Annotated in this window: 12 protein-coding genes and 3 pseudogenes; 8 read left to right on the forward strand and 7 right to left on the reverse strand. The window is 70.3% G+C overall.

Annotated features, from left to right (window positions below):
- The 3 genes from KV557_RS37405 to KV557_RS37415 all read right to left on the reverse strand — a co-directional run.
- A partial coding sequence (locus KV557_RS37405; protein ID WP_218206073.1) for an S-adenosylmethionine:tRNA ribosyltransferase-isomerase occupies positions 1-578 on the reverse strand: 578 nt, incomplete at its 3' end.
- Complete coding sequence (locus KV557_RS37410; RefSeq protein ID WP_218206074.1) at positions 575-1,327, reverse strand: SDR family NAD(P)-dependent oxidoreductase; 753 nt, start codon at positions 1,325-1,327, stop codon at positions 575-577. The genes KV557_RS37405 and KV557_RS37410, both read right to left, overlap by 4 nt.
- An 85-nt stretch (positions 1,328-1,412) precedes the next feature.
- Positions 1,413-2,366, reverse strand: a complete 954-nt coding sequence (locus tag KV557_RS37415; protein WP_218206075.1) for a pseudouridine synthase — start codon at positions 2,364-2,366, stop codon at positions 1,413-1,415.
- Between the two features lie 246 nt (positions 2,367-2,612).
- On the opposite strand from KV557_RS37415, the pseudogene KV557_RS37420 reads away from it, so the two are divergent.
- A pseudogene (locus KV557_RS37420) lies at positions 2,613-2,951 on the forward strand (DUF5995 family protein); the annotation flags it as partial.
- A gap of 215 nt (positions 2,952-3,166) precedes the next feature.
- A pseudogene (locus KV557_RS37425) lies at positions 3,167-3,832 on the forward strand (IS701 family transposase); the annotation flags it as partial.
- A 182-nt stretch (positions 3,833-4,014) separates the two neighbouring features.
- Here KV557_RS37425 and KV557_RS37430 read toward each other — a convergent pair.
- The gene (locus tag KV557_RS37430; RefSeq protein ID WP_218206077.1) at positions 4,015-5,511 is read right to left on the reverse strand and encodes a phosphodiester glycosidase family protein; all 1,497 of its coding nucleotides are present in this window, start codon (positions 5,509-5,511) and stop codon (positions 4,015-4,017) included.
- 17 nt (positions 5,512-5,528) lie between these two features.
- Positions 5,529-6,257, reverse strand: coding sequence for a peptidase inhibitor family I36 protein (locus tag KV557_RS37435; protein WP_218206078.1), 729 nt, complete (start codon positions 6,255-6,257; stop codon positions 5,529-5,531).
- A gap of 561 nt (positions 6,258-6,818) precedes the next feature.
- On the opposite strand from KV557_RS37435, the gene KV557_RS44660 reads away from it, so the two are divergent.
- From KV557_RS44660 to KV557_RS37450, 3 genes are all read left to right on the forward strand, one after another.
- Entirely contained in the window at positions 6,819-11,204 is a 4,386-nt protein-coding gene (locus KV557_RS44660; protein WP_218206079.1) for a LamG domain-containing protein, read from the forward strand.
- Positions 11,205-11,350: 146 nt separating this feature from the next.
- A complete protein-coding gene (locus KV557_RS44665) occupies positions 11,351-18,349 on the forward strand; it encodes a polymorphic toxin-type HINT domain-containing protein (RefSeq protein WP_218206080.1) in 6,999 nt (2,332 codons plus the stop codon).
- A complete protein-coding gene (locus tag KV557_RS37450) occupies positions 18,336-18,809 on the forward strand; it encodes a hypothetical protein (protein WP_256178530.1) in 474 nt (157 codons plus the stop codon). Before KV557_RS44665 ends, KV557_RS37450 begins: the two co-directional genes overlap by 14 nt.
- Positions 18,810-19,312: 503 nt before the next feature.
- Here KV557_RS37450 and KV557_RS37455 read toward each other — a convergent pair.
- Positions 19,313-20,347: an IS110 family transposase gene (locus tag KV557_RS37455; RefSeq protein WP_218206081.1), complete on the reverse strand. Its 1,035-nt coding sequence runs from the start codon at positions 20,345-20,347 to the stop codon at positions 19,313-19,315.
- A gap of 207 nt (positions 20,348-20,554) precedes the next feature.
- Between KV557_RS37455 and KV557_RS37460 the strand changes: the two genes are divergently transcribed.
- Positions 20,555-21,754, forward strand: coding sequence for an IS110 family transposase (locus KV557_RS37460; protein WP_218206082.1), 1,200 nt, complete (start codon positions 20,555-20,557; stop codon positions 21,752-21,754).
- A gap of 103 nt (positions 21,755-21,857) precedes the next feature.
- On the opposite strand, the pseudogene KV557_RS37465 reads toward KV557_RS37460, so the two are convergent.
- Positions 21,858-23,096 (reverse strand): annotated as a pseudogene (locus tag KV557_RS37465) (tyrosine-type recombinase/integrase).
- 9 nt (positions 23,097-23,105) lie between these two features.
- Between KV557_RS37465 and KV557_RS37470 the strand changes: the two are divergent.
- Both KV557_RS37470 and KV557_RS37475 read left to right on the forward strand, forming a co-directional pair.
- A complete protein-coding gene (locus tag KV557_RS37470; RefSeq protein ID WP_218206083.1) occupies positions 23,106-23,264 on the forward strand; it encodes a hypothetical protein in 159 nt (52 codons plus the stop codon).
- Between the two features lie 469 nt (positions 23,265-23,733).
- Entirely contained in the window at positions 23,734-24,339 is a 606-nt protein-coding gene (locus KV557_RS37475) for a hypothetical protein (RefSeq protein WP_218206084.1), read from the forward strand.
- Positions 24,340-24,353: the final 14 nt, after the last annotated feature.

Consider the following 24,353-nt stretch of genomic DNA (forward strand, 5'->3'; position numbering starts at 1 on the left):
CTGCCGGGGACGGTCGCGAACACCGTCTGGTAGGCCTCGATCGGCCAGTCGCGGTCCACGTAGCCGTACCGGATCGCCCGGCCGTGCAGCGCAAGGTAGGACAACAGCTGGGCGGGGAGGGTGAGTTCGGCGTACCAGAGGCGGGCAGTGAACGGCCCGGTCAGCTCCGCCGCGCCGCCCGCCGGCAGGCCGACCCGCAGGCCCGGGCGCGCCGGGGTCTCGTCCGGCGGGTAGTACGCCGCCGCCTTCCCGGGGACGACGCGGCGCAACTCCACCAGGTACGCGCCGCGTTGGTCGGGCTGGCCGGAGGAGAGGTGGAGCGCGACCGGAGTGCCGTCGGGCAGCCGGCCGGGTAGAGCGGCGGGGAGCGTGGCCGAGTTGTTGACCACCAGCAGGTCGCCTGGTCGCAGCACCTCGGGCAGGTCGGTGAAGCGGTGGTGCTCGACCGTCCCCCGATCGCGCCGGCCGACCAGCATCCGCACGCCGTCCCGGCTCCCGCCACGGGCCTCCGCCGGTGCGCGGGCGGAGAGTTCGGGCGGGACGGTGACGTCGAGGCCGAGATCCACGAGTGCGGTCATCGGCCACCCCGGGCGTTGGCCGCCAGCTCCTCGGCGCGGTAGCGGCCGGAGGGCGTGCGGTCGCGGAGCAGCCCGAGCAGGATGGGGGCCACCTCGCCGGGAAGCGGCTCGCCGGAGATGTCCTCGCCGGGGCTGGCGTCCTGGAGCATCCGGGTCCGCATGCTGCCCGGGTCGACCGCCCAGACGCGCAACTCCGGTTCCTCGCGGGCGAGGACGGCGGCGGCAAGGTCCAGGGCCGCCTTGCTCGCGCCGTAGCCGCCCCAGCCGATGTAGGGGACGACGGCCGCGTCGGAGCTGATGTTGAGGACGGCGCCGCGGTGGGCGCGCAGCTGCGGCAGGACGAGCTGGGTGAGCGCGATCGGGGCGAGGGCGTTGACCTCGAAGGTCTCCAGGAGGCCGGGCAGCGGGACGTCGGCCAGCCGGGGCAGCGGTTCGGCCTCGGCGTCGTCGGTGCCGTTGAGCGTGCCGGCATTGTTGACCAGCAGGCTCGCGCCGCCGAGCCCGGCGGCGGCCTCGGCGAGGTGGGCGCGGTGATCGTCGTCGACGATCGTGCCGGGCAGCGCGACGACCTTGGTGACGGCGGCCAGGCGCGCCTCGGCGGCGGCGAGTCCGGCGGCGCCGCGGGCGGTGATCACCAGCTGCCAGCCGTCGGCGGCGAGGGCCTCGGCGAGCGCCAGACCGAGCCCGCGGGAGGCCCCGGTGACGACGGCGACGGGGGCGGTGGGGGCGGTGTGCTGTGCTGCGTTCATGGCCCTACGATCGCGCCGCCGGGACGGTCGGCGGATCGGCCACCGGGACCGGGACCGAGTCGTTCGTTGGACCTAGGGCCGGGCCCTAAGGCCGGATTTCAGACTCCCAGCCTTCGGGGTCGGTCCAGGCGGCGAGGGTGCGGCCGCTTTCGAAGCGGCGGGCGCGGCCGGTCAGGGGGTCGGTGAACTCGACGACGGAGGCGAGGAGTTGGAGCGGGCGGCGGAAGTCGTCCGGGGCCGGTTCGGGCAGGACCACCGGGTAGACCGGGTCGCCGAGGATCGGCACGCCGAGGCCGCACATGTGCAGGCGCAGCTGGTGGGTGCGTCCGCTGAGCGGGCGCAGGCGGTAGTGGCCGAGGCCGTCGCGCCGCTCGACCAGGTCGATCCGGCTCTCGCTGTTCGGCGGGGCGTCGATCTCCCGGGCGGCGATCACCCCGCGCTCCTTGACGATGTGGCTGCGGACGGTGCGTGGCAGGCTCAGCGCCGGATCGTAGGGGGCGACGGCCTGGTACTCCTTGCTGACCAGGCGGTCGCGAAAGAGGGTCTGGTAGGCGCCGCGGTCCTGAGGACGCACCACGAACATGGCCAGGCCGGCGGTGAGCCGGTCGAGCCGGTGCGCGGGGCTGAGCGCGGGCAGGTCGAGGGTGTGCCGGAGGCGGGAGAGCGCCGTCTCGGCGACGTGCCTGCCGCGCGGGGTGGTGGCGAGGAAATGCGGCTTGTCGACGACGACCAGGTGCTCGTCGCGGTGCAGGACGTCGAGCTCGAAGGGGACGCGTACCTCGTCGGGGAGGTCGCGGTAGAACCACAGGTGCGCGCTGGGACGGAAGGGCGCGTCCGGGGCGACCGGGCCGTCCTCGCCGACGATCTCCCGCCCGCGCAGCGCCGCGTCGATCCGCTCGGCAGCGACGGCGGGCAGCCGCTCGACCAGGTAGGACCGGACGGTCGGCCAGGAACCCTCGGCCGGCAGCCGCAGGTGCACCGGGTCCACGCCGTTGCGCTGCGGGAGGGGGGAGGCCGGGCGGCGGCTCTTGCGTCTCATCTCGCGGCCCAGCCTAGTCGGGCCCGAGGTGCTGACCGGGAGCGGGCCGGGGACAACGGACGGCTCGCCACCGCGCTGTTGCTGACCGTGGCGCCGGGCCGGGGGCGCGCACACCTACGTCCTGGAGTACGAGCTCGGCCAACACCCATCGGGTCACCCGGCCGGCCGCGCGCCGCGCGTTCCGGGCGGTCACCCGCACTGCCACGATGATGCGATCAGTGCACGATCGACATCGGAGGGTGACCCATGCCCGGTGCGGTGGCGGCAGCGGACGGCGCGGTGGTCACGGTCGACGACGTGGTCGGCCGGCTGCGGGAGATCGGGGCCGGCCTTCCCCCGGAGGACGGGGTGGCGGTGTTCAACCGCGCTTACCTCACCGTCACGGAGGCGGTCCGCGACCGGCTCGGCGGCCCGTACTTCGCCGATCCGGCGGCGATGGCCGAACTGGACGTGGTGTTCGCCGGGCGCTATCTGCTCGCGGTGGCCGCCGACGCCGCCGGGCGGGAGCCGCCTGCCTGCTGGCGGCCGCTGTTCGAGTTGCGTGCCCACGCCGGGGTGCACCCGCTGCAGTTCGCGCTGGCCGGGAGGAAAAACCGTTAACACCACCACCAGCCTACGGGACTCGGCAGCGCGGCTGTCTACCCAGCTGAACGGCCACACCAGCCTCTGGCACCCCGGGGGGCCGCCCGGGTACTCCAGCGACCGGCGACTCGCCGCTCCCCCGCCCTGAGCCGCTCAGGTAACCAACGGCACTGGGTACGCCAGGCAGCGGTGCACTGCGCGGACCCACCTGCGCCCAGTCGTGGACGGACGACCGCGAGCGCTGTCGTGCGGCTGGGATCGGCGACGAGGTCGAGTTCGCCACGAAGGTCCAGCTCGCGCGGGCGATGGTCCGTCGAGCGATCGACGATGGGATCCCGTTCCGCTGGGTGACCGCGGATGCCGGTTACGGCTACAGCAAGGGCTGGCGCTACGAGTTGGAGCCGGCCAACGTCTTCCACGTCGTGGCCACCACCAGCCATGACACGGTCGTCACCCGGCGGGCCCTGGACCATCGGCTGCACGACCTGATCGCCGACCTGCCCCGGCAGAAGTGGAAGCGACGGTCATGCGGCGAAGGCGCCCAAGGCCTGCGGATCTACGACTGGGCACGCGTGGAGGTCCCGTCCCGACCGCAGGCACTGGGTGCTGGCCCACCGCAGCATCACCGACCCGACAAAGGTCGCCTACTACATCGCCTACGCGCCCGCGGACGCCACCCTGAACGAGTTGATCGCCGTGGCGGGCGCCCGCTGGGCGATCGAGGAGTGCTTCCAGGCCGCGAAGGGCCAGTGCGGTACCAGGTCCGACGCCACCAGGGGTGGTACCGGCACATCACCCTGGCCATGGCCGCCCACGCCTACCTGACCGTCCTGCGCGCCCAGCACCTCGAAAAGGGGCCGGACCCGCTCGAACGTCAGACCTGATCCCCCTCACCGTCCCCGAGATCCGCCGACTGATGGCCCACCTCACCCGACCTGCTCGCCGCAGAACCGACCATGTCCTGCACTGGTCCCGCTGGCGCCGCCGACGCCAGCACCAGCCACTACAAACGACGAGTCCACAACCCAAGAGCTGAAGCCTCGCCACGGTAAGCACCGTTGCAGTACTAGCGGGCCGCGAGGCCGTAGCCGCCGACGCCCGCGTACACCGTGTCGGCGACGTGGCGCGGCGCCGAGTCCGTGGTGGTGGTGAGCGGCGGCTCGTTGCCGTTGGCATCGCGCATGTTGAGAGTGGTGGACCCGCCGCCGTCCATGTTGATCGCGTCGACGAGGTTGAGCGACTTCAGCAGCCGGGCGAACTCGCTGCGGGTGGCTCCGCCGGCGAGCGCGGCCGTGCCGCCCTTCTGGCCCTCGATCGTGACCAGGAAGAGGTGGCCGTAGCCGTCGGCGCCGATGGCCGTGCGCCAGGCGCGCTTGTCGGTGTCGGTCGCCGGCTGGTAGTCGAGCGAGGCGTCGCGGATCAGGACGTCGCCGCCGGGGCTGGCGTACAGCGCCGGGTCGATCGGCCGCTCGATGGCGCCGGCGGGGGCGCGGCCGAACCAGGTGTCGGCCAGGGTGTCACCGAACCGGGTGTCGGTGATGACCGTGTGCTCGGTGACGGACCCGCCCGCGCAGGCGTTGTCCCAGAGCCAGGTGGCCCCGTCGCCGGTGCCCTGGAGGGCGCGGCCGCCGGGCGGCACGTCGTGGCCGCCGCGCGAAGCGTCGGCGACGATCCCGCCGGGGGTGGCGCCGGGGCGGAAGCAGGCGGTGGCGTCGCCCGCCGCGTCGAACAGCACCTCGACGCCCGGGTCGTCGTCGGTGGTGGTGTCCTTCAGGAAGTCCGGCGACGGGGTCTTCGCCCCGAACTCGGGGGTGAACTCAACGATCTCCGACGGGTCGAAGCAGACGCCGTCGACGACCTTCACGTCCTTGTTGGCGGGGTCGGGGTTGCGCAGGCAGTGGGCTTCGCGGCCGGGGAGCCGGTTGATGCCGTCGATCCTGCGGCTGACGGTGGGGTCGTCGGAGAGCTGCACGGTGAGCTTGGTGGTGAGCTCGGTGATGTACGGGCGGCCGTTCTGCAGCATCACGACGGAGCCCGACGGGCGCAGGACGGGCTTCGCGTCGGTGGGGGCGCCGGCCGGGAGCGGGATGTAGCGGCCGCCGGCGGCCTCGCTGAGCAGGCGCCCCTTCTTGATCGAGACGCCGCCGAGGTCGCCCAGGAAGACGCGGTTGGCCGGGTCCGGGTTCAGGACCACGGCGTCGTCGAAGTAGCCTCCGTTAACGCCCGCGTAGGGGCGGCGGCTGGCCACGCCGGTGGTCTGTTCAAGCATCTCCTGGACGGTCTGGGTGGTGTACATGCCGTCGCCGATCGAGCCGTTGAAGGTGATCGGGGCCCGGCTCGGGTCGATGTCCACCACGTTGACGGTCCAGGTCCGGTCGGCGTCCTGGTAGACGGTGCGGGTGATGCCCGGGAACGGCGTGCTGCGGGCACTTTGGGCGAGCGTGATGGAGCCCAGCACGATGTCGGTGTCGGCCGCGCCGGCGAGGCCGCCGCCGGGGGCGGCGAGGACGGACGCCGCGAGACCGAGGATCACGGCGGTTCGGGCGAGTGCGGTGCGCTTCATGTCGGGTCGTCCCTCGGTCAGCAGAAGTCGGTGGCGGGGCGGCCGCCGGAGGCGGTGACCAGGCGGTCGGAGCTGAGCGTGCCGGCGTACGGCGCGGGCACGAAGGTGCTGTCACCGCTGAGGACGACGAAGGCCCGGTAGGTGGAGCCGTTCGCGGTCCAGAAGCCGGCGAGGTCGGGCTTCGGGTAGAAGCACGCGTGCTTGGCGGTGTGGTTGAAGACGGAGGCGGCGCGGCCGTTCCAGTCGGCGCCGAAGGTGGGGACCTCGTCGTCGGTGAGGGCGGTCATCGCGCCGCGGCCGCTCTCCTCGGCGAACAGGCACAGCTGGCCGGTCGCGCAGCGCTCGTAGCCGGTGAAGCAGCCGGCCTTGGACTTGGCGCCCTTGAACGAGGTGACCTTGCCGTCCAGCCGGGTGCCGAGCTCGGCGAGGTTGGCCTGGCCGCCGGGACGGACGGCCTGGACGGTGCCGCCGTAGGACGCGTCCGCGTAGAAGCAGGCCCAGTACGACGACTGGTTGTCGACCGAGCGGGCCCGGTCGTTCCAGGTCGCGTCGAGGCCCTGGACCGGGGCGGTGGGGTCGGCGGCCAGCGCGGCGCCCTGGCCGCCGTCCTGGTCGTACAGGCAGAAGCTGCCGGCGGCGCAGGTGCTGGTCCAGCTCGCGGCGGTGGCCCGGGTGCCGGGCAGGAAGGCGACGACGAGTGCCACGAGCGCAAGGCCCAGGACGGCACGCGGAAGGAATTGCCTCACGGCGGGGATCCCCTTTGGGTCATGATGGGTCGATCTCGCTCCGACGACCGCATCCATAAGGCGCCGTTCATCGTCCGATTGATCGCCGGGAATTGCCCGGACAACACGGGCTGCCGAGGGCGCATGGAGAGCGTGCGTGAATCGGCGCATGCGGGCCGCTCGGTCCCGTTCCACAAAGCTATCAGCGCCCTTGCCGGGCATCGGCCCGCCAGGGCCCGGCCTGGCTCCTCCTGAGCTGTCTCACCGCTCTGACCTGCTCTTTGAGACGCGCTGGCGCGCCGGAGTTGAGACACCGGAGTAGTCGACTGGCGGTCAGTCAGTTCGACGGCTCACCCTCTGCCCGCGCTCCGGGGGTGCACGGAGTTACCTCAGCGCGTGACAAAACCCACACGGAATCAATTCATCTGTCCAGCCCGCGGTTCCGGTGCTACATATGTGCCGGGCCGGTGTGGCGTTCTGAGTGCCATGTGGTTTTGCCTCGTATTTGGCAGGCATTGAACGGCCCACTAAAGAGGCCGGCGCGGCGGGATCGATGCCGGTCGAACAGAGACTGGGGAGAAAGTGACAGGAGCAAGATGGAGGCGGTCCGCGCGGGGCTGGCTGGCCGCCGCCGTGACCGCGGGGGCGCTGATCGGAGCGGCGGTCGTACCGGCGGTCGCCGCCGCACCCGCCGGGCCGGGCCAGGGGACGGCCGTCGCAGGCCGGCCGGCCGAGAGCGCAGGCCCCGAGCAGCTCGCGGCCGCGGAGGCGAAGCGGACCGGCAAGCCGGTGGAGGTCGGGGCCAAGCGGACGGAGTCCAGCGACACCGTGGCGCAGCCGGACGGGCGGCTGATGACGACGACGTACGTCCAGCCGAAGTGGGTGCGCAAGGGCGGCGCCTGGGTGGACATCGACCCGACCCTGACCTCGCGGCCGGGCGGTGTGGTGGCGGCGAAGGCCGTGACCGCCGAGGTGGAGTTCTCGGGCGGCGGCAGCGGCCACCCGCTGGTGCGGATGGCCTCGGCCGGGCGGGAGCTGCGGCTCAGCTGGCCGAAGCCACTGCCGAAGCCGGTGGTGCAGGGCAGCACGGCCGAGTACCGGGCGATCCTTCCGGACGTGGACCTGCGGCTGACCGCGACGAGGAACGGCTTCACCCAGATCCTCGTGGTGCACACCCCGCAGGCCGCGAAGAACCCGGAGCTGGACCGGCTCCGGCTCGGGCTCCAGGGTGACGGCCTGACGATCGAGCAGGCCACCGACGGTTCGCTGAAGGCCGTCGACAAGGGCGCAGGCGGCACGGTGTTCGAGGCTCCGACACCGGTGATGTGGGACTCCTCGGCCAAGGCGGCGCAGCCCGACCGGCCGCAGGCGAGTCAGGCCCAGCCGGATCAGCCGCGGGCCTCCCCTTCTCAGGCCAGGCCGCTCGCCGCCGACACGCCCGCGCCCACCGCGGCCCCGACCCCGGGGGATCAGTCCCTCGCCGCTCCCGCCGAAGGGGCGAAGGTGGCCAGGCTCGGCGTCGAACTGCCCAAGGCGCAGGACGGCATGGTGCTGACCCCGGACCGGGCGATGTTCGAGGACCCAGCGACGGTCTTCCCGGTGATGATCGATCCGGCCTGGAACACGCCGCACGCGGGCGACTGGGCGGGCGTCTCGCAGTACTACCCGTCCCAGTCGTACTGGCACTTCAGCTACACCGGCAAGTACGTCGGTGAGTGGGGCGTCGGGTACTGCGGTGACACCTCGCGCTGCCAGCCCCGGGACGTGAAGCGGGCGTTCTTCCAGATCCCGACCGGCCAGTTCGCCGGGAAGCACATCCTGAGCGCTGAGTTCGTCGCCACGGAGACCTGGTCGTTCGACTGCTCTCACCAGACGCCGGTCGAGCTGTGGAACACCGGCTACATCAACTCGGGTCTCACCTGGGACAGCCAGAACACCGCCGGGTTCTGGAACCGCTATCTGCAGACCGTCTGGGCGGCCAAGGGCTGGAGCGGTGACTGCCCGGCCGGCCAGCTGGAGTTCGGAGGCGACTCGGGCCCGGTCCGCGATCTGGTTCAGGACGCGGCCAACTGGGGTTGGTCGTCCACCACCTTCGGGCTGAAGGCCCGTGACGAGAGCGACCTCTACGGCTGGAAGAAGTTCACCGACGACGCCGCCCTGCGCGTCTACTACAACGTGCCGCCGCGGCAGACCCCGATGAGCGATCTGACCATGTCGCCCGGCATGTGCGTGGCCACCGGCGTGAAGCTCAACAAGTGGCCGCAGCTCACCGCGAAGGCGAGCGACCCGGACGGCGAGGCGATCGGCATCCAGTTCGCCGCTGCCTGGGACGACGGCACCGGCTTCCGGCGCCGCTGGTGGTCCACCGGCTCGGAGGACGCCGCGCCGGACGGCAGCGCGTTCAAGGCCTCGGGCTCGGCGTTCTCGATCTCCCTGCCGGTGCTGCCGGCCCCGGCCAAGGGCATGTACGGCTGGGAGGTCCGGGCCTGGGACGGCGCCGACTGGGGGCCGTGGTCCTCGGACGGCGACCCGACCGACTGCTACTTCTCCGTCGACACCACGGCACCCGACGGCCCCGCCATCACTTCCGCGTCCTACCCGGGCTCGGCGGACGCGACAGCCTCGCTGCCCTGGACCGACGGCGTCGGCCGTTACGGCACCTTCACCGTGAAGTCGAAGGCCACGGATGTGGCCAAGTACCAGTGGGCGGTGGACGGTACCGCGCTGGCCAACGAGGTGCCGGTCAGCGGCGGCGCGGCCGCCACCGTCAACGTGCTGCCGGAGAAGCCGGGCCTGCACACGTTCACGGCCCGCGCGATCGACGGCTCGGGCAACGCCTCCCAGCCGGAGACGTACTACTTCAACGTGCTGGCCGGCCAGCCGCAGCGAGTCGGGTGGGCCATGGACGACGCCTCCGGCACCAAGCTGGCCAGCGCGGGCGGAAGCTCGGACGCCACGCTCGGCTCCGGGGCGACCCCGCACGCACCCGGCCACCTGGGCGACGCCCTGGCACTGGACGGCACGGCCAACGGCTACGCGAGCACCCAGGGCGCGGTGCTGGACACCGAGCGGAGCTTCACCGTCTCGGCCTGGGTAAACCTGGCCAACGCCGACCGCAACCGGGCCGCGGTCACCCAGTCCGGCCAGTACATGGCGGGCTTCAGCCTGGGCGTACGCAACGGCAGCTGGGCGTTCGAGACGGTCAGCACGGACGGCACCGGGTACGGCTACCAGCTGGCGAGTTCCACCACGCCGGCGGCCGTCAACCAGTGGACCCACCTGAGCGGAGTGTACGACTCCGCGGCCAAGACGGTCGTGCTCTACGTCAACGGCGTGCCCACCACTCCCGTCGCCGCACCGGCCGCCTGGTCGGCCCGCGGCCCGCTGGAACTCGGCCGGATGCGCTACCGCGGCGGGTACAGCGACCCGTGGTCCGGCGCGCTGGACGAGGTGAAGGTCTGGGACCGCGCGCTCTCCGCCGGCGAGGCTGCCGATGTCGCCGCGGACAAGGCTGTCACCGGTCTCCCGGCCAAGGCGGTCTGGCACCTGGACGGCAGCGCGGGCACCGCGGCCGGTGTCTCGGAGACCGACGACCTCACGGTGTACGGCGGCACCCAACTCGGCATCCCCGGCGTCGCCGACAAGGCGATCCGCCTGGACGGCAAGAGCGGCTACGCCCGCACCGCCCGCCCGATGGTCGACGGCACCAGGAGCTTCTCGGTGTCCAGCTGGGTCAGGCTGCCCAAACTCGCCGACGGCGACACCGCCGCACGCGTGGTGATCGATCAGATCGGAGCCCACAACAACGAGTTCTCGCTCTACTACTCCGCCTACAGCAAGAAGTGGATCTTCGGCCGGTACAAGGAGGACAGCTCCGCCGACACCCTCGTCCGGGCCGTGCAGCCGGTCTGCACCGGACCGGTGAACGGCATCCCCTGCTTCGGCCCGAACGAGGGCCAGTGGACCCATCTGCTCGGCGTCTCCGACGCCACCGCGCAGAAGCTCCGCCTGTACATCAACGGCACGCTCGTCGGTGAGACGGACTACGTCCAGACCACGCCCTGGCCCACCCCCGGCCCGGTGCAGATCGGCGCGATCAGCCGCGAGGGCAAGAACGGCGACTTCTTCGACGGCGACATCGACGACGTCCGCCTCTACGACCGGGTGGTGACCTCCGCCGAGGCCGCCGACCTGGTCAAGCAGCGCCCGCAGCTGGTGGGCCGGTGGAAGCTCAACGCGGCGAGCGGCACCCCGCTCACCACGCCCGACGAGAGCACCGCCGCCTCCGGGGCGCAGCTCACCGACGGCGCGACCGTCAACCCGGCCGGCGGACTGCTGCTCACCCCCGGCACCCTCCAGCTGGACGGCGTCAAGGGCTACGCACAGAGTGCGGCGACCCCGCTGCACGCCGACCAGAGCTTCACCCTCGCCGCGTGGGCGGACACCGCCGGCGTCCCGGCCCGCGACATGACGGTGCTCTCGCAGGCCGGCGCCAACGGCGACGCCGTCACGGTGCGCTGGCACTACCTGAAGGACGACCCGGTCACCGGCGCCCACCTGGGCCAGTGGCAGGCCGAGGTGAACACCGGCGACGGCGTCGCCAGCGGCCGGACGGTGGTCGCCCACTCGCCGGTGACCAGCGTGCTGGAGAACTGGACCCACCTCGCGGTGACCTACGACGCCCTCCTCGGGCAGCTGTCGCTGTACGTCAACGGGCAGGTCGAGAACCAGCTCTGCACGACCGGCGACGGCTGCGTCTCCCGCACCTCGTGGGGCCCGGCCAAGCGGCCCTTCGACGCGGGCCCGGGGCTGCAGTTCGGCCGGGCCCGGACAGGTACAGGCGCCTGGGGCGAGTACTTCTCCGGTGAGCTGGACGACGTCTGGGCCTACCAGGGCGTGCTGAGCCCGGCTCAGATCGCCAGGCTGGCCGACTACAACGCCGAGATCCCCACCACCACCGGTCCCTGACCGATCCGTGTGCGGGCCGGGCGGCGGCCACCGTTGCCGCCCGGCCCCCACGTCGACCGAACCCACTCACAGAAATCAGCTCAGAGGAAACGATGATGAGGACGAAACGGGCTGCCCTGCGGCGGTCCCGGCCTAGGACGGCCGCCGTGGTGGCGGGCACCCTGGTCGGGTCACTGCTGCCGACGCTGCCGCTGGCCGTCGGTGCTACAGCGGCCGGATACACCAAGCCCGCGGCGGTGTCCGCGGAGCACCCGGTCAAGGGCTCGACCGGCGCGGTCAAGGGCCGCAAGCCCGACACCACCGTCAGCGCGCCCGCGGCCGCGAGGACCGCGTGGCCGACGGCGGGCAGCGCCATCGTCACCCTCCCCGCCGAGGCGGGGGCGGCGGCGCGGGCGGGCACCCTGCCGGTTTCGGTGGCCCCGGCCGGGGGCGGCGGCGCGGGCGGGCAGGCCGAGGTGAGGGTCCAGGACCAGGACCTAGCCCGCCGCGCCGGGATATCCGGCGTGCTGCTCAGCGTGTCGAGCCTGGGCGGTGGCGCGCAGGCAAAGGTCAGCGTCGACTACAGCGGCTTCGCCCAGGCGGCCGGCGCCGGCTTCGGCTCCCGGCTGCGGCTGGTGCAGCTGCCGGGCTGCGTGCTGACCACGCCCGAACTGCCGGAGTGCCGGACGCAGACCCCGCTGGCCGGCGGCAACGACCCGGCACACCAGACCGTCACCGCGGACGCGGTACCGCTGTCCGCGCCAGCCCCCGCGCCCGCCGGGAGCGCCCCTGCGACGGGCGTCCGGACCGCCTCGTTCACGACGGCATCCGGACCGGCGCCCGCCCCAGCGTCGGCACCCGCGACCGTACTCGCGGCAACGGCGACGACATCCGGACCGAGCGGCGACTACAAGGCCACCCCGCTCTCCTCCGCCTCGACCTGGTCGACCTCGCTGAACAGCGGGTCGTTCTCCTGGTCCTACACCATGCCGCTGACGGCCATGCCGGGCGGGCTCACCCCCAGCGTCAGGCTCTCCTACAACTCCGGCAGCATCGACGGCCGGACCGCCAACACCAACAATCAGGCGTCGTGGGCGGGCGACGGCTTCGACTACTCGCCCGGCTTCGTCGAGCGCACCTACAAGCCGTGCGCCGACGAGGGCGTGAAGACCAACGACCAGCAGGTCGGCGACCTGTGCTGGGCCACCGACAACGCCACGATCTCCTTCGCCGGTCACTCCGGTGAGCTGATCCCGCTCTCCACCGACGAGTGGCGCCTCAAGGGCGACGACAACACCAAAGTCACCCGTATCCGGGACGCCGCCCGCGGCAACGGCGCCCACGACGGCGAGTACTTCCGCGCCGTGACCGCCGACGGCACCCAGTACTACTTCGGCTACAACCGCCTTCCCAACTGGAGCGACGGCAAGCCGGAGACCAAGTCCGTCTACACCGTGCCGGTCTACGGCAACAACAGCGGCGAGCCATGCCACGGCGACGACTTCGCCTCCTCCTGGTGCCAGCAGGGCTGGCGCTGGAACCTCGACCTGGTGGTCGACACCCACGGCAACGACATCACGTACTGGTACACCCAGGAGACCAACAACTACGGCCGCAACCTCAAGGCAAGCGACCGCACCCCCTACGTTCGCGGCGGCCACCTCGACCACATCGAGTACGGCCAGCAGCAATCCGACCTGTACTCCGCCACGGTCAAGCCCATGGGCCGGGTCGAGTTCGGCACCGCAGAGCGCTGCCTGGAGACCACCTCCGGCACCTGCGACCCCGCCAAGATCGACGCCAACCGCCAGTACTGGTACGACACTCCGTGGGACCTGAACTGCAACACGGGCACCGACTGCGACGCCGGCCGGTACTCCCCCGCCTTCTTCACCCGCACCCGGCTGACCGGCGTCACCGCCAAGACCCTGCAGGCCGACGGCAGCTACTCGGCCGTCGACAGCTGGGCGCTCACCCACAAGTGGGGCACCGCCGACTTCGACTACCAGCTGCTGCTGGACTCCATCCAGCACACCGGTTCCTCGGCCAGCCCGTCGATCGTCCTGCCGAAAACGAGCTTCGCCTACAAGCAGCTGGTCAACCGCCTCGACAGGGACGGTGACGGTCGGGCACCGTTCATAAAGCAGCGCCTCGGCACCATCACCGACGAGGCAGGCGGTCAGCTCGACGTCAACTACTCGGCCCCGGTGTGCGACTGGAACAGCCTGCCCACCCCTCAGACCAACACCACCCGCTGCTTCCCGCAGCAGTACCAGCCGTCCAACGACGTGCCGGTGACCACGGAGTGGTTCAACAAGTACGTCGTCGAATCGGTCATCGCCACCGACCGCGCCGGCGGCGCACCCGACATGGTCACCCACTACACCTACCTCGGTGACGCCGCCTGGCACTTCGACGACGAGGACGGCATCACCAAGGAGAAGCTCAAGACCTGGTCCCATTGGCGCGGCTACGCCCACACCAGGGTCGAGACTGGCGGAACCTCCGCCATGTCCACCCAGGCCGAGCACTACTTCCTGCGTGGAATGGACGGAGACCGCTCCGACCCAGTCGACAAGACCCTGAAGCGCACCGTCACCGTCGACGACGGCCAGGGCAACGCGCTCACCGACGACGACGCCTGGGACGGCTTCGAATACCGCACCGAGCAGTACGACAAGCCCGGCGGCGTGATCCTCGCCAAGTCCGTGAACACGCCCTGGAAGAAGGAAACCGCCAAGCGGGTCCGCGACTGGGGCACCACCACCGCCAACCTCACCGGCACCTCGACGGCGAGGTCCTTCACCTCCCTCGACAACGGCGCGGGCCTCTCCTGGCGGGAGACCCGCAGCAACACGACATTCGACAACTACGGCCGCGCGGTCCAGGTCGAAGCTCTCGGGGACACGTCCATCGGCAGCGATGACCAGTGCACCCGGATCACCTTCGCCGACAACACCTCCGCCTGGATCCTCACCGGAACCATTCGTACCGAGACCGTGGCGGCTGCCTGTGCCGCCACCATCAACCGGGAAACCCAGACTGACGGCACCTCCGTCGTGCTGTCCGATGTCCGCTTGCGCTATGACGGCCAGGGCTACAACGTTGCCCCCACCAAGGGGAATGCCACCCTCACCGAGACCCTGAAGTCGCGGACCGGCACCACCGCCGTCTACCTTGATGACGCCGCCTCCTACGACGTGTACGGGCGTGGTCTGACCACGACCGCGCTTGCCTCCACGTCCACCTTCGACACCACTGACGCCACCAATCCCGTGACCACCGCGTCATCGGGCGCCCGTACGACCACAACGGCGTACATCCCTGCCACCGGTCGGCCCACGAAGAGCGTGGTCACCAGCCCGCCAGCCACGGCGGGTGACAGCACCACGACGCAGATCACGACAACCGACTTCGACCTCGGCCGCGGGCTCGCCGCCGATTCGCTGGATGCCAACAACCGCCGCACCGACCTGCTCTATGACGCGCTCGGGCGCGCGCTCAAGATCTGGCTCCCGAATCGCTCCAAGGCATCCGGCCAGACCCCGAACCACCAGTTCGGCTACAGCGCCGCAGACGGGCAGATAACCTCGGTCGCCAGCATGACGCTGAATGCCGACGGTTCTCAGGACACCGCCTACACGCTCTACGACGGCTTCGGCCGGGTGCGTCAGACCCAGGCCCCCGGTGACAACGGAGGCCGCATCCTGAGCGACACGTTCTACAACGAGCGCGGCCAGTCCGCCCTCGTCTATGCCTCCTACTACGCCACTGGCGCACCCGCCAAGGACCTGTTCAAGGTCGACGACACCACTGCCGTCGAGACGCAGATCGCCACCACCTTCGATGGTCTCGGACGTGTCGTCAAGAACACGGTGCTGGCGGGCAACGGGGCAGGCACTCCGCTCGCGACCACGCTCACCGAGTACAACGGCGACCGGGTCACCGTCACACCGCCACAGGGCGGGACACCGACCACCACGATCACCGATGCACTGGGCCGCACGACCGAGTTGCGCCAGTACCGGGCAGCCACCCCGACCGGCCCCTACGACTCCACCACCTACGGCTACGACGCGGCCGGTCACCTCACGACGCTGACCAATCCCGTACAGACCGTGTGGACCTGGCTGTACGACCAGCTCGGCCGCCAGACCAAGGCCACGGACCCGGATTCGGGCACCATGGCGAAGTCGTACAACGACCGCGGGGAGCTCGTCACCACCACCGACGGCCGGGGCAAGGCCGTCGCCAACGTCTACGACAATCTCTCCCGGATCACCGAGACCCGTGACGGTTCGGTCACCGGCCCGCTTCTGACCTCCCAGGCCTGGGACCCGTCCGGCAACAAGGGAGTCCTCTCCTCAACCACCCGGTACAGCACGGTGGGCGGAGCCACCTACCAGTACAAGACCGCCTACTCACTCTTCGACGCCCTGGCGCGACCCACTCGCACCACCGTCACCGTCCCGTCCGTCCCCGGCCAGGAGGCGCTGGCAGGCAGCTACATCAGCGGTACCACCTACCGGCTCGACGACCAACCGCAGAGCATCTCCTACCCGGCCGCCGGCAATCTGGCAGCCGAGTCGGTTGCCTTCACGTACGACCTGCGTCACCGTCCCACCGCGGCGTCGGGCCTGAGCAGCTACCTGACCGGGCAGACGTACAGCCTCACCGGCAAGCCGCTTCAGAGCACTCTGAGCGACGGCACCGCCGGCAAGGACATCTACGTGACCAACGCGTACGAGTGGGGCACCCAGCGGCTGGCCTCCAGCCGGACCGACCAGTACGGCATCGCCGCCCCGGCCCGCGCCGCGGTCTACACCTACGACCAGATCGGCAACGTCACTTCCGTCACAGACACGTCCCGCTCGGGGACCGACCGGCAGTGCTTCCAGCACGACTACCTCGCCCGGCTGACCGAGGCGTTCACCCCGAGCCGTGATTCCTGCCCTGCTGCGCCCGACGGCACGTCACTCGGTGGACCAGCCGCCTACTGGACCAGCTACACCTACAACCCGGACGGCACCCGGGCCACCGAGACCCGGCACGATCCGACCGGCAACACCGGCCAGGACGCCGTCACCAGCTACACCTACCCGGCGGCCACGGCCGGTCAGCCGCACGGCCTCAACTCGACCAGCACGGTCGCCGGCGCGGTCGGCACCCCGACCGTCCAGAGCTACTCGTACGACGCCTCCGGAAACACCACGGCGCGTCACCTCAAGCCCGCCGCCAACCAGACCAGTGACCAAGCGCTGAGCTGGAACGCCGAGGGGCGGCTCGAGCAGGTCGTCGGCACCGTCAAGACCACGACCGGCAGCACCACCACAACGACCAACGAGACCACCGACTACCTCTACGACGCCACCGGCAACCGTCTCCTGTCCCACAACCTCGACACGGCCAACCCGGCCGCCGAGAACTGGACGCTTTTCCTCGGCACCTCCGAGCTGAACCTCGTCAAGGGCGCGGCCAAGGCGACGGCCACCCGGTACTACCCGCTCGGTGCCGCGACCGCCGTCCGCACGGACAACAACAAGGTCACCTTCCAGGTCAACGACCACCACAACACCGCCGAGCTCAACATCGACGCATCGACAGGCGCCGTCGACCAGCGGCGCAGCCTCCCGTTCGGCGGATCCCGCGGCACCACCCCCACGGGCTGGGCCGGCAACCGGGGCTTCGTGGGCGGCACCAACGAAGCGACCGGGCTCGTTCACCTCGGTGCACGTGACTACGACTCGGCCACTGGGCGCTTCATCTCCGTCGATCCCGTCCTGGCCTCCGGCGACATCCAGTCGCTGAACGGATACGCCTACAGCGACAACAATCCGCTCACCCTGAGCGACCCCTCCGGCCTGCGGCCGGCGGGCGCATGCGACGGACCTTGCGGCGGCGGAACCACGGAGTACTGGGGCGGTGGGCCGGGCCACTGGCAGTACACGATCATCTCTGCCCCGGACCACGACAACAACGTCAAACTCCAGCACATCGACTTCCGCGACAACGAGAACTCATACAGCGTCTCACTCAAGGTCCAGAAGCCGAAGAAGTACGAGTGGCACTGCAGCCGGGTCGGCTGCGGCAAGCGCGAGGTTCGTGCCGAGGGCGGATGGAAGGAAGCCCTCGCCGGGGTAGGACAGTTCTTTGTGAGCGCGGCCGAAACCATCCGCCGCACTGGACCGCAATTTGACGATTCCAAAATCTGTAAGTTCGCGAAGGATGCCGCATCCTGCAACCTCGGCGACTCTGACCCCAGCTACACAACCGCCTACGCCAGGTTCCTCGCGGACCACGGCGTGGACACGAACAGCACCGCTTTCCTGGGTGTCTACTCGGAGCTGGAAGCCGCATCCATCATCGCCACCATCGGCGAGGCGTCCATGGGCCGCCCGCCGGCAGGCTGTCCCAACAGCTTTGTCGCAGGGACGCCCGTCCTGCTCGCCGACGGGACAACCAAACCGATCGAGCAGCTCCAGGTCGGCGACAAGGTCGCCTCTGCTGACCCCGAGTCGGGAGAATCCGGCGGCAGGACCGTCGATGCCACTATCGTCACGCCGGACGACACCGACTTCACCGTCATCACCCTGGATGATGGCAGCCGACTGACCGCAACGGCCCACCACCCGTTCTGGTCCCCGAGCGAGAACAGCTGGACCCTCGCCGGGGAACTCAAGCCGGGCATGGCCCTGCTGACTGCGGCAGGTCGGACCGCAAGAATCGCCACGACCCAAGGTTTTCATCAGCTTCACGCCGCGTACAACCTCACGGTCGAGCAGCTCCACACGTACTATGTACTCGCGGGTGTTACGCCGGTCCTGGTTCACAATTGCAACGGCGACTTGCCGGAGGGCTATACGTCATCTCCCGCACTTAAGGGAGACCCGTATCACCCAGATTCGGTCGCGGAGCGCAGCGCTCAAAATCGGGAGCTCTATGCTGGGTCAGTGCAGGATCGTGCAGCAAACCGCGGATACACTACACGGATCCCAGCCCAGAAGGCGCCGTTCAACTCGCACGGCCAGGTAGTCTTCTCTAATGGAAAGAACTACATCACTCCCGACGTGGACAGCCACAATGTGACAAATGGCTGGAAGATGTTCGATCGGCGAGGAAATCGAATCGGTACCTACGACTCGGACTTGAACTATGTCAAGGAATAGCGGCTTCTCTATTGATGTCCTGCGGGCCGATCCTGTCGATAAGGCTCCGTCGCTGCGAGATGTGCAGGCTACGGGCAGGATCCTCATCGGTGAGTTCGCAGAGACGTTCCAGATGGATCTTTCATTCTGGAGCGTGGGCGACTATCGTCAAAGCTGGGCTCGAGCCCTCCAGGCGCTTGATGCGACGGAGGTGTGTGACTCGTGTCTCGTCACGTCGATCACTGAACCGGAGTCGAGCAACTTCATCTTCTGCTGGCCCCTGTATCGGCGAGGCGAGGATGTGTTTGTGCAAAATTCCCTGATTTTTCTGGATGAACTTGAAATCAAGTTCAATCCGGAGGAGCCTTGGTTGTCTGTCGGCGCGCGCCAAACGGTCAATGAGGATGGAATTCGGATTTCAGAGTGGAAGACGAGTATCTCTGAGGTTCGAAGATTCCTTCAAATGGATCCCGATAATTAGGGATAAATAGATCTCTGAAGCCCCGCTGGAACGTGCTCCAGCGGGGCTTCAGGCATTCTGACGGCAGTAGCTGACGGCAACGTCATCCCTGAAGGGGCGGGGCCGGGTCAAGTCCTTCGGGGGTTGCTTTTTGGGTGTTTCCGGCTGGTGTGGGCGTGCGTGAGCAGGGCGTTCGGGGTCAAGGTGGAGCGCCCGGAGGCGGAGCCGAGGACGAACGGCCTTGAGGCCGGGAGCCCTGCTCACGATGATGTGGATGTCGGAAGCACACTCGGTGTTGGGGGTGGTGCTCTCCTATGGTGGGTGAGGTGGGGCGTGTCGTCTCCAGGGTTCGGACCGGTGTCCGAGGGCAGGCCGTGGGCACGGCTGCGGTCATCCCTTCGCCCTGCGGGTGGGGCATGGAGCGGTGCGGCGCGCGGCCGGACGGGGTCAATCAGCGGGGCGACCTTGCCGCGGAGCGGAGGTCAGACGTTGCACGGCCTCGCGTCCGGACGCTGGGTACCTGGTCATGCCGTGGCCTTGTGGGCGTGCAGGGCGCGGATCTCGTTGTCGCGCAGGCCGTAGTAGACCAGGGTGAGCAGTTTGCGGGCCACCGCGACGGTGGCGGTGTTGCGACCTCGGCGCTCGGTGATGGCGGCCCGGGTGGAGGTGAGCCAGCAGCCCGAGGGGATCCTCTGTGCGGCCTCGATGGCGGCCCAGCGCACCAGCGTGGAGCCCTGTTTGGTGATCCGTCCGCGGCGGACCTTGGTGTCGGACTCGCGGTGACGTGGCGTCAGCCCTGCCCGGGAGCACAGGTGGGCGGCGTCGGTGAAGCGGTCGACCTCGCCGATCTCGGCGACGAACACCGCGGCCAGGGTGGGGCCCACGCCGGGCAGGGTCTGGAGCGTGCGATAGCCGGCGTGGGTGGCGAGTCGGCCCCGCAGCCATCCGCTCGCGAGCTCGATCTCGAAGTCGTAGGCGTCGATCAGGCGCAGGACAGCGTTCGTCCGGGCCCGGAACGGACCGTCCAGCGGTGCGGCGGCGAGCAGTTCGCGGCCCCGGACGCCGAAGATGTCGCTCGCCGGCACCGCGAGGCCCTGCTTGGCGAGGACGGCGTGGACCTCGGCCTTGAGCCCGGAGCGCAGGGCGACGCACTTGGCGCGGTGCCGGACGAGTTCCCGCAGCTCGCGTACGGCGGGTGGGGCGAGGTAGGCCTCGGGCAGGCGGCCCGTCCGCAGCAGGTCGGCCAGGTCGGCGGCGTCCCGCACGTCGTTCTTCACCCGCCGGTAGGCGAAGCCCTTGATCCCCAGCGGGTGGGCCAGATGGACGCTGGCACCGGCCTCTTGGAGCACGTCGGCGGCCCAGTACCAGCCGTAGGTGGCCTCCAGGACCACCTCCGGGTTCGGCCCGGCCTTGGCGACCTCCAGGGCCAGGGCGATCGGGTCGTTGTCGATCCGGACGGTCTCCAGCAGTTCGCCCTCAGCGGTCTGCCTCACGATCACCGAACGGCGGCGGTGCAGGTCGATGCCCACGTACTGCCGCCCGGCGTAGTCTGCACGCATGGGGGCCTCCGTAAGTTGTTAGGCGGCCCGGGAGGGCCGGATGTGGCTGATGCGGTCTTGCCTTCTGTGGCTCCCGAGGAGTGGCCGTCCGGCTCTCCGGGGCGCCCTGGCTGCTGATTGAGATCTGCGTTCCGAGCGCTGTTTACGGAGCTGACGGCGGGGTGTTCCTCGGGCCAACGGCGAAGCAGGCAGTTCGAGGAGGGGCGAATGAGCAGACAGCGGGACCAGGTCTGGGCCGGCATCGACGCGGGCAAGGGCCACCATTGGGCGGCGGTGGTCGACGACACCGGCGCGGCCCTGTGGTCGCGGAAGATCGACAACGACGAGTCGGCGATCCTGACCGCGATCGGCGAGATCCTCGCCCTGGCCGACCGGGTTGCCTGGGCGGTGGACATCTCCGGCACCGCCTCGGCGCTGCTGCTGGCCCTGCTCGCCGCCCACGGGCAGAAGCCCGGGTATGTGCCCGGCCGGACCGTGAACCGGATGTCCGGCGCCTACCGGGGCGAGGCGAAGAGCGACGCCCGCGACGCCTACGTGATCGCGGAAACCGCCCGCGTCCGCCGGGACTTCGCGGCGATCGACGTGCCCGCCCAGCTGGCGGCCGACCTCGCGCTGCTGACCGCGCACCGCACCGACCTGGTCGCCGACCGGGTCCGGATGATCAACCGCCTGCGCGATGTGCTGACCGGGATCTTCCCGGCGCTGGAGCGGGCCTTCGACTACTCCGCCCACAAGGGCGCCCTGGTACTGCTGACGGGCTACCAGACCCCGGCGGCCCTGCGTCGCCGCGGGCGGGCCCGGCTGACGGCCTGGCCGGCCAATCGCGGCGTGCGTGGCGCGGACGCAGTGGCCGCCACCGCTCTGGAGGCGGCCGGCGCCCAGCACACCCTGCTGCCCGGCGAGGATGTCGCCGCGCAGATCGTCGCCGACCTCGCGGCCCAGATCCTGGTCCTGGACGACCGGCTCAAGGGCATAGACAAGCAGATCAAGGCCACGTTCCACGCCCACCCGCAGGCGGAGATCATCGAGTCGCTGCCGGGCGTCGGGCCGATCCTGGGCGCGGAGTTCGTCGTCGCCGCCGGCGACCTGAGCGCCTACGCCGACGCGGGCCACCTGGCCTCGGCGGCCGGGCTGGTGCCCGTCCCGCGCGACTCGGGCCGACGGACCGGCAACCTGCACCGGCCCAAGCGCTACAGCCGCCGCCTGCGCAGGGTGTTCTACCTGTCCGCGCAGACGAGCATCATCAGAGACGGGCCCAACCGTGACTTCTACCTCAAGAAGCGCGGCGAAGGGCTCAAGCACGTCCAGGCGATCATTGCTCTCGCCCGCCGACGGGTCAGCGTCCTGTGGGCCCTCCTGCGCGACAACCGGGTCTTCACCCCCGATCCGGCCGCGCAGACGGCTTGACTCAATCATTGAGACTCCCTCATCGTGCTGGCGTGGACAACCCCAGTGTCGACCCGGCACCACGGGAGCCCGCGAGGAGCGGAGGCCCCGCCCCTTCATCACATCAGCGGACGGCTGCTGCACAAAGCGGCGGGTCGTCACCGTCGTCGGGCTCAGCTGTGACCTCCGAGGGGCCGCGCAGCGTGCGGCCGAGGAGGTCGATGGTGTCGCGCTGGAGGCGGAGTCGGACGTGTAGACGGTGGCGGTGACGCCGATGTGGGCGTGGCCGAGGAGTTCCTTGATCATGACGAGTTCGACGCCCTGTTCGAGCAGCAGGGTCTCGGCGGTACGCCTGAGGTCGTGAAACCGGATGCGGCGAAGCCTGGCCGTTCCGCCCAACGCTGTGAAGTGCCGGGTAAGAGTGGACGGCTCGGTGGGTGAACCATCCGGCGCGGTGAAGACGAAGCCGCTGCCCTTCCATGCCTTCCCAGCGACTTGGTGCTCCCTGTCCTGTCGTTCGCGGTGCTGCTTGAGCGAGTGGACGCACTCGGTCGGGAGGGCGATGCGGCGTTCGGAGCTGACCGTCTTGGTGGGCAGGGTGGTCAAGCCGCCGGTGGGGTCCGCTGCAGGGTGCGGCGGATGCTGGCTGTGCCGTTGTCGAGGTCGAGGTCTTCCCAGCGCAGGCCGAGGAGCTCACCTTTGCGTAGTCCGGTGCGGAGTGCGAACTCGAACAGAGTCTGCAACCGGCGACCTTCGACCGAGGCGAGGAACCGCCGTGCCTCGGTGGCGGTGAGCGGTTCGAAGCGTCGCGGCCGGGGTGTTCCGGTCTTGATGTTGCGGGCGACATTGCGTGGCAGCTCGTCCTCGCGGATGGCTTGCTGCAGCGCGGACTTGAGCACGGAGTGCACGTAGGCGACGGTGAGCGGGGACAACCGCTTGTCAGCCCACGGGCGCAGCACTGGCAGGTGATGCGGAGCTGGTCGAGCCAGGTGCGGACGTCCTTGGCTGCCAGGTGGGCGACCTGCTTCCGGCCGAGACCGGGTATGACGTAGAGGCGGACACAGGTGCGGTACCGGGTGTGGGTGTTCTCCCGAAGCCGGTGGATGGCGACGCTGTCCAGCCAGTAGGTGAGGTATGCGGCCACGGTGCTGTCGGCAGCGGTGATGGGGTGGCCCTGGTTGCTGGCGGCGATGCGCTCGGCAAGCTTGTCGGCGGCTTCCTTGCGGGTAGTGCCGTAGACGCGGACGCACTTGCGGGTGCCGTCGGTGGCCAGGATGTAGCCGGCGGCTTCCCACCGGCCGTCCTGCCCGTCGTCACCCGGCAGGCGATGTGCGAGCGGATCGCCCGCGAGTCGGGCCTGCACCTCGCGGGCGTGATCCACGACGACGAGGGCGCCACCGAACCCGACCAGCGCCGAGGACTCACCTACGCCCTGCAGATGCTCCTCGACGGCGACGCCGACACCATCATCGTCCCCACCGGCGAGATGCTCTCCTGCCCGACGAGAAGGCCCGAGTCAGCCGCTCCGTGAGGAAGGCCGGCGGCCGAATCATCGTGGCCAGCCAAGTGATCGCCCGATAGCTGAGCCCAGCTCGGTCGTCCTCGCACAAGGCTGCCGCCTCGGGGCGCAGGGAAGCGGGCCTCTCGACTATCGGCTGTGCCACAGTCCAGCGCGGACACAACCAGTCCAGTGAACAGCGGTGGCCGGCAGACCGGTTCAGCAGTTCAGCGGGCGGCCCCGGTGGTGGAGTGCGTCGAAACTTTCCTTACGGGTTCAAGGCGGCCCGCCTACGCGGGCCGCGCGCGCCCGCAGGCCGGGCCGCCCCGCGATTCCTGTCTACGCCCCACCGCGCGACGGCCCGGCCACCTGCGCGCGCAAAAGCGGAGAAAGGGCCGGGCGGGCCCGGTGATGGCCTGGCAGCAGGCCAACGATGGGGCCAGCCAGGGAAGTGCGGGATCGGCCAGCATCCGAGCCGCGGTCGGCGTGCGATGTCCCAGCGATGCTCGTCGTCGAGTGGCTGGGTGGGGCCGTTCCAGCGAAGGGCGGGGACGTGGACGGCACTCAGCTTGCTGGTGCGGGCCCAGCGGATGAAGTGCCCAGCTGTCTGGCGGTATTTGGCGGAGTCGTCGGTGAGCCAGCGGTCGAGGTCGGCCTGTCGGCAGGCGTCGAGCGTGAGGTCGTGGGCCCTGAGCCAGTCCAGGAAGGCGACGGCCGCATGGGCGCGTTGACGCACGGATCCGAACTGCTGCGGGGTGACGGGGCGGCCGTTGTTGAGTCGCCGAAGGCGCCTGACCAGGTGCCAGCTCGTGTAGCGGTGGAGAAGCTGCCGCTGGTCGGGATCCTGCTGGGCTGCGAGAAGGCCGGCGAGGAAGCGTTCGACGCGGACCATGTGCTCGTCGCGTTCGGACAGAGCGCCGACACCGACGAGTACTTGGCGCAGATGGGCGAGGGGCGGGCTGTCGGGCAGTTCGTCCAGGGCCTGGTGCGTCAGCGGCCGCCGGCCAGCGGCGAGGTCGGACACGACGGGGGCGATGGACCGGGCGGTGGTGGGGTGCTCGGTGGTGGCGATGTTGTGCCGCAGGGCTTCGAGTCCGGGATGGAGTGAGGCGGACGCAGGGC

The organism is Kitasatospora aureofaciens (assembly GCF_019192735.1).
GTDB lineage: Bacteria > Actinomycetota > Actinomycetes > Streptomycetales > Streptomycetaceae > Kitasatospora > Kitasatospora aureofaciens_A.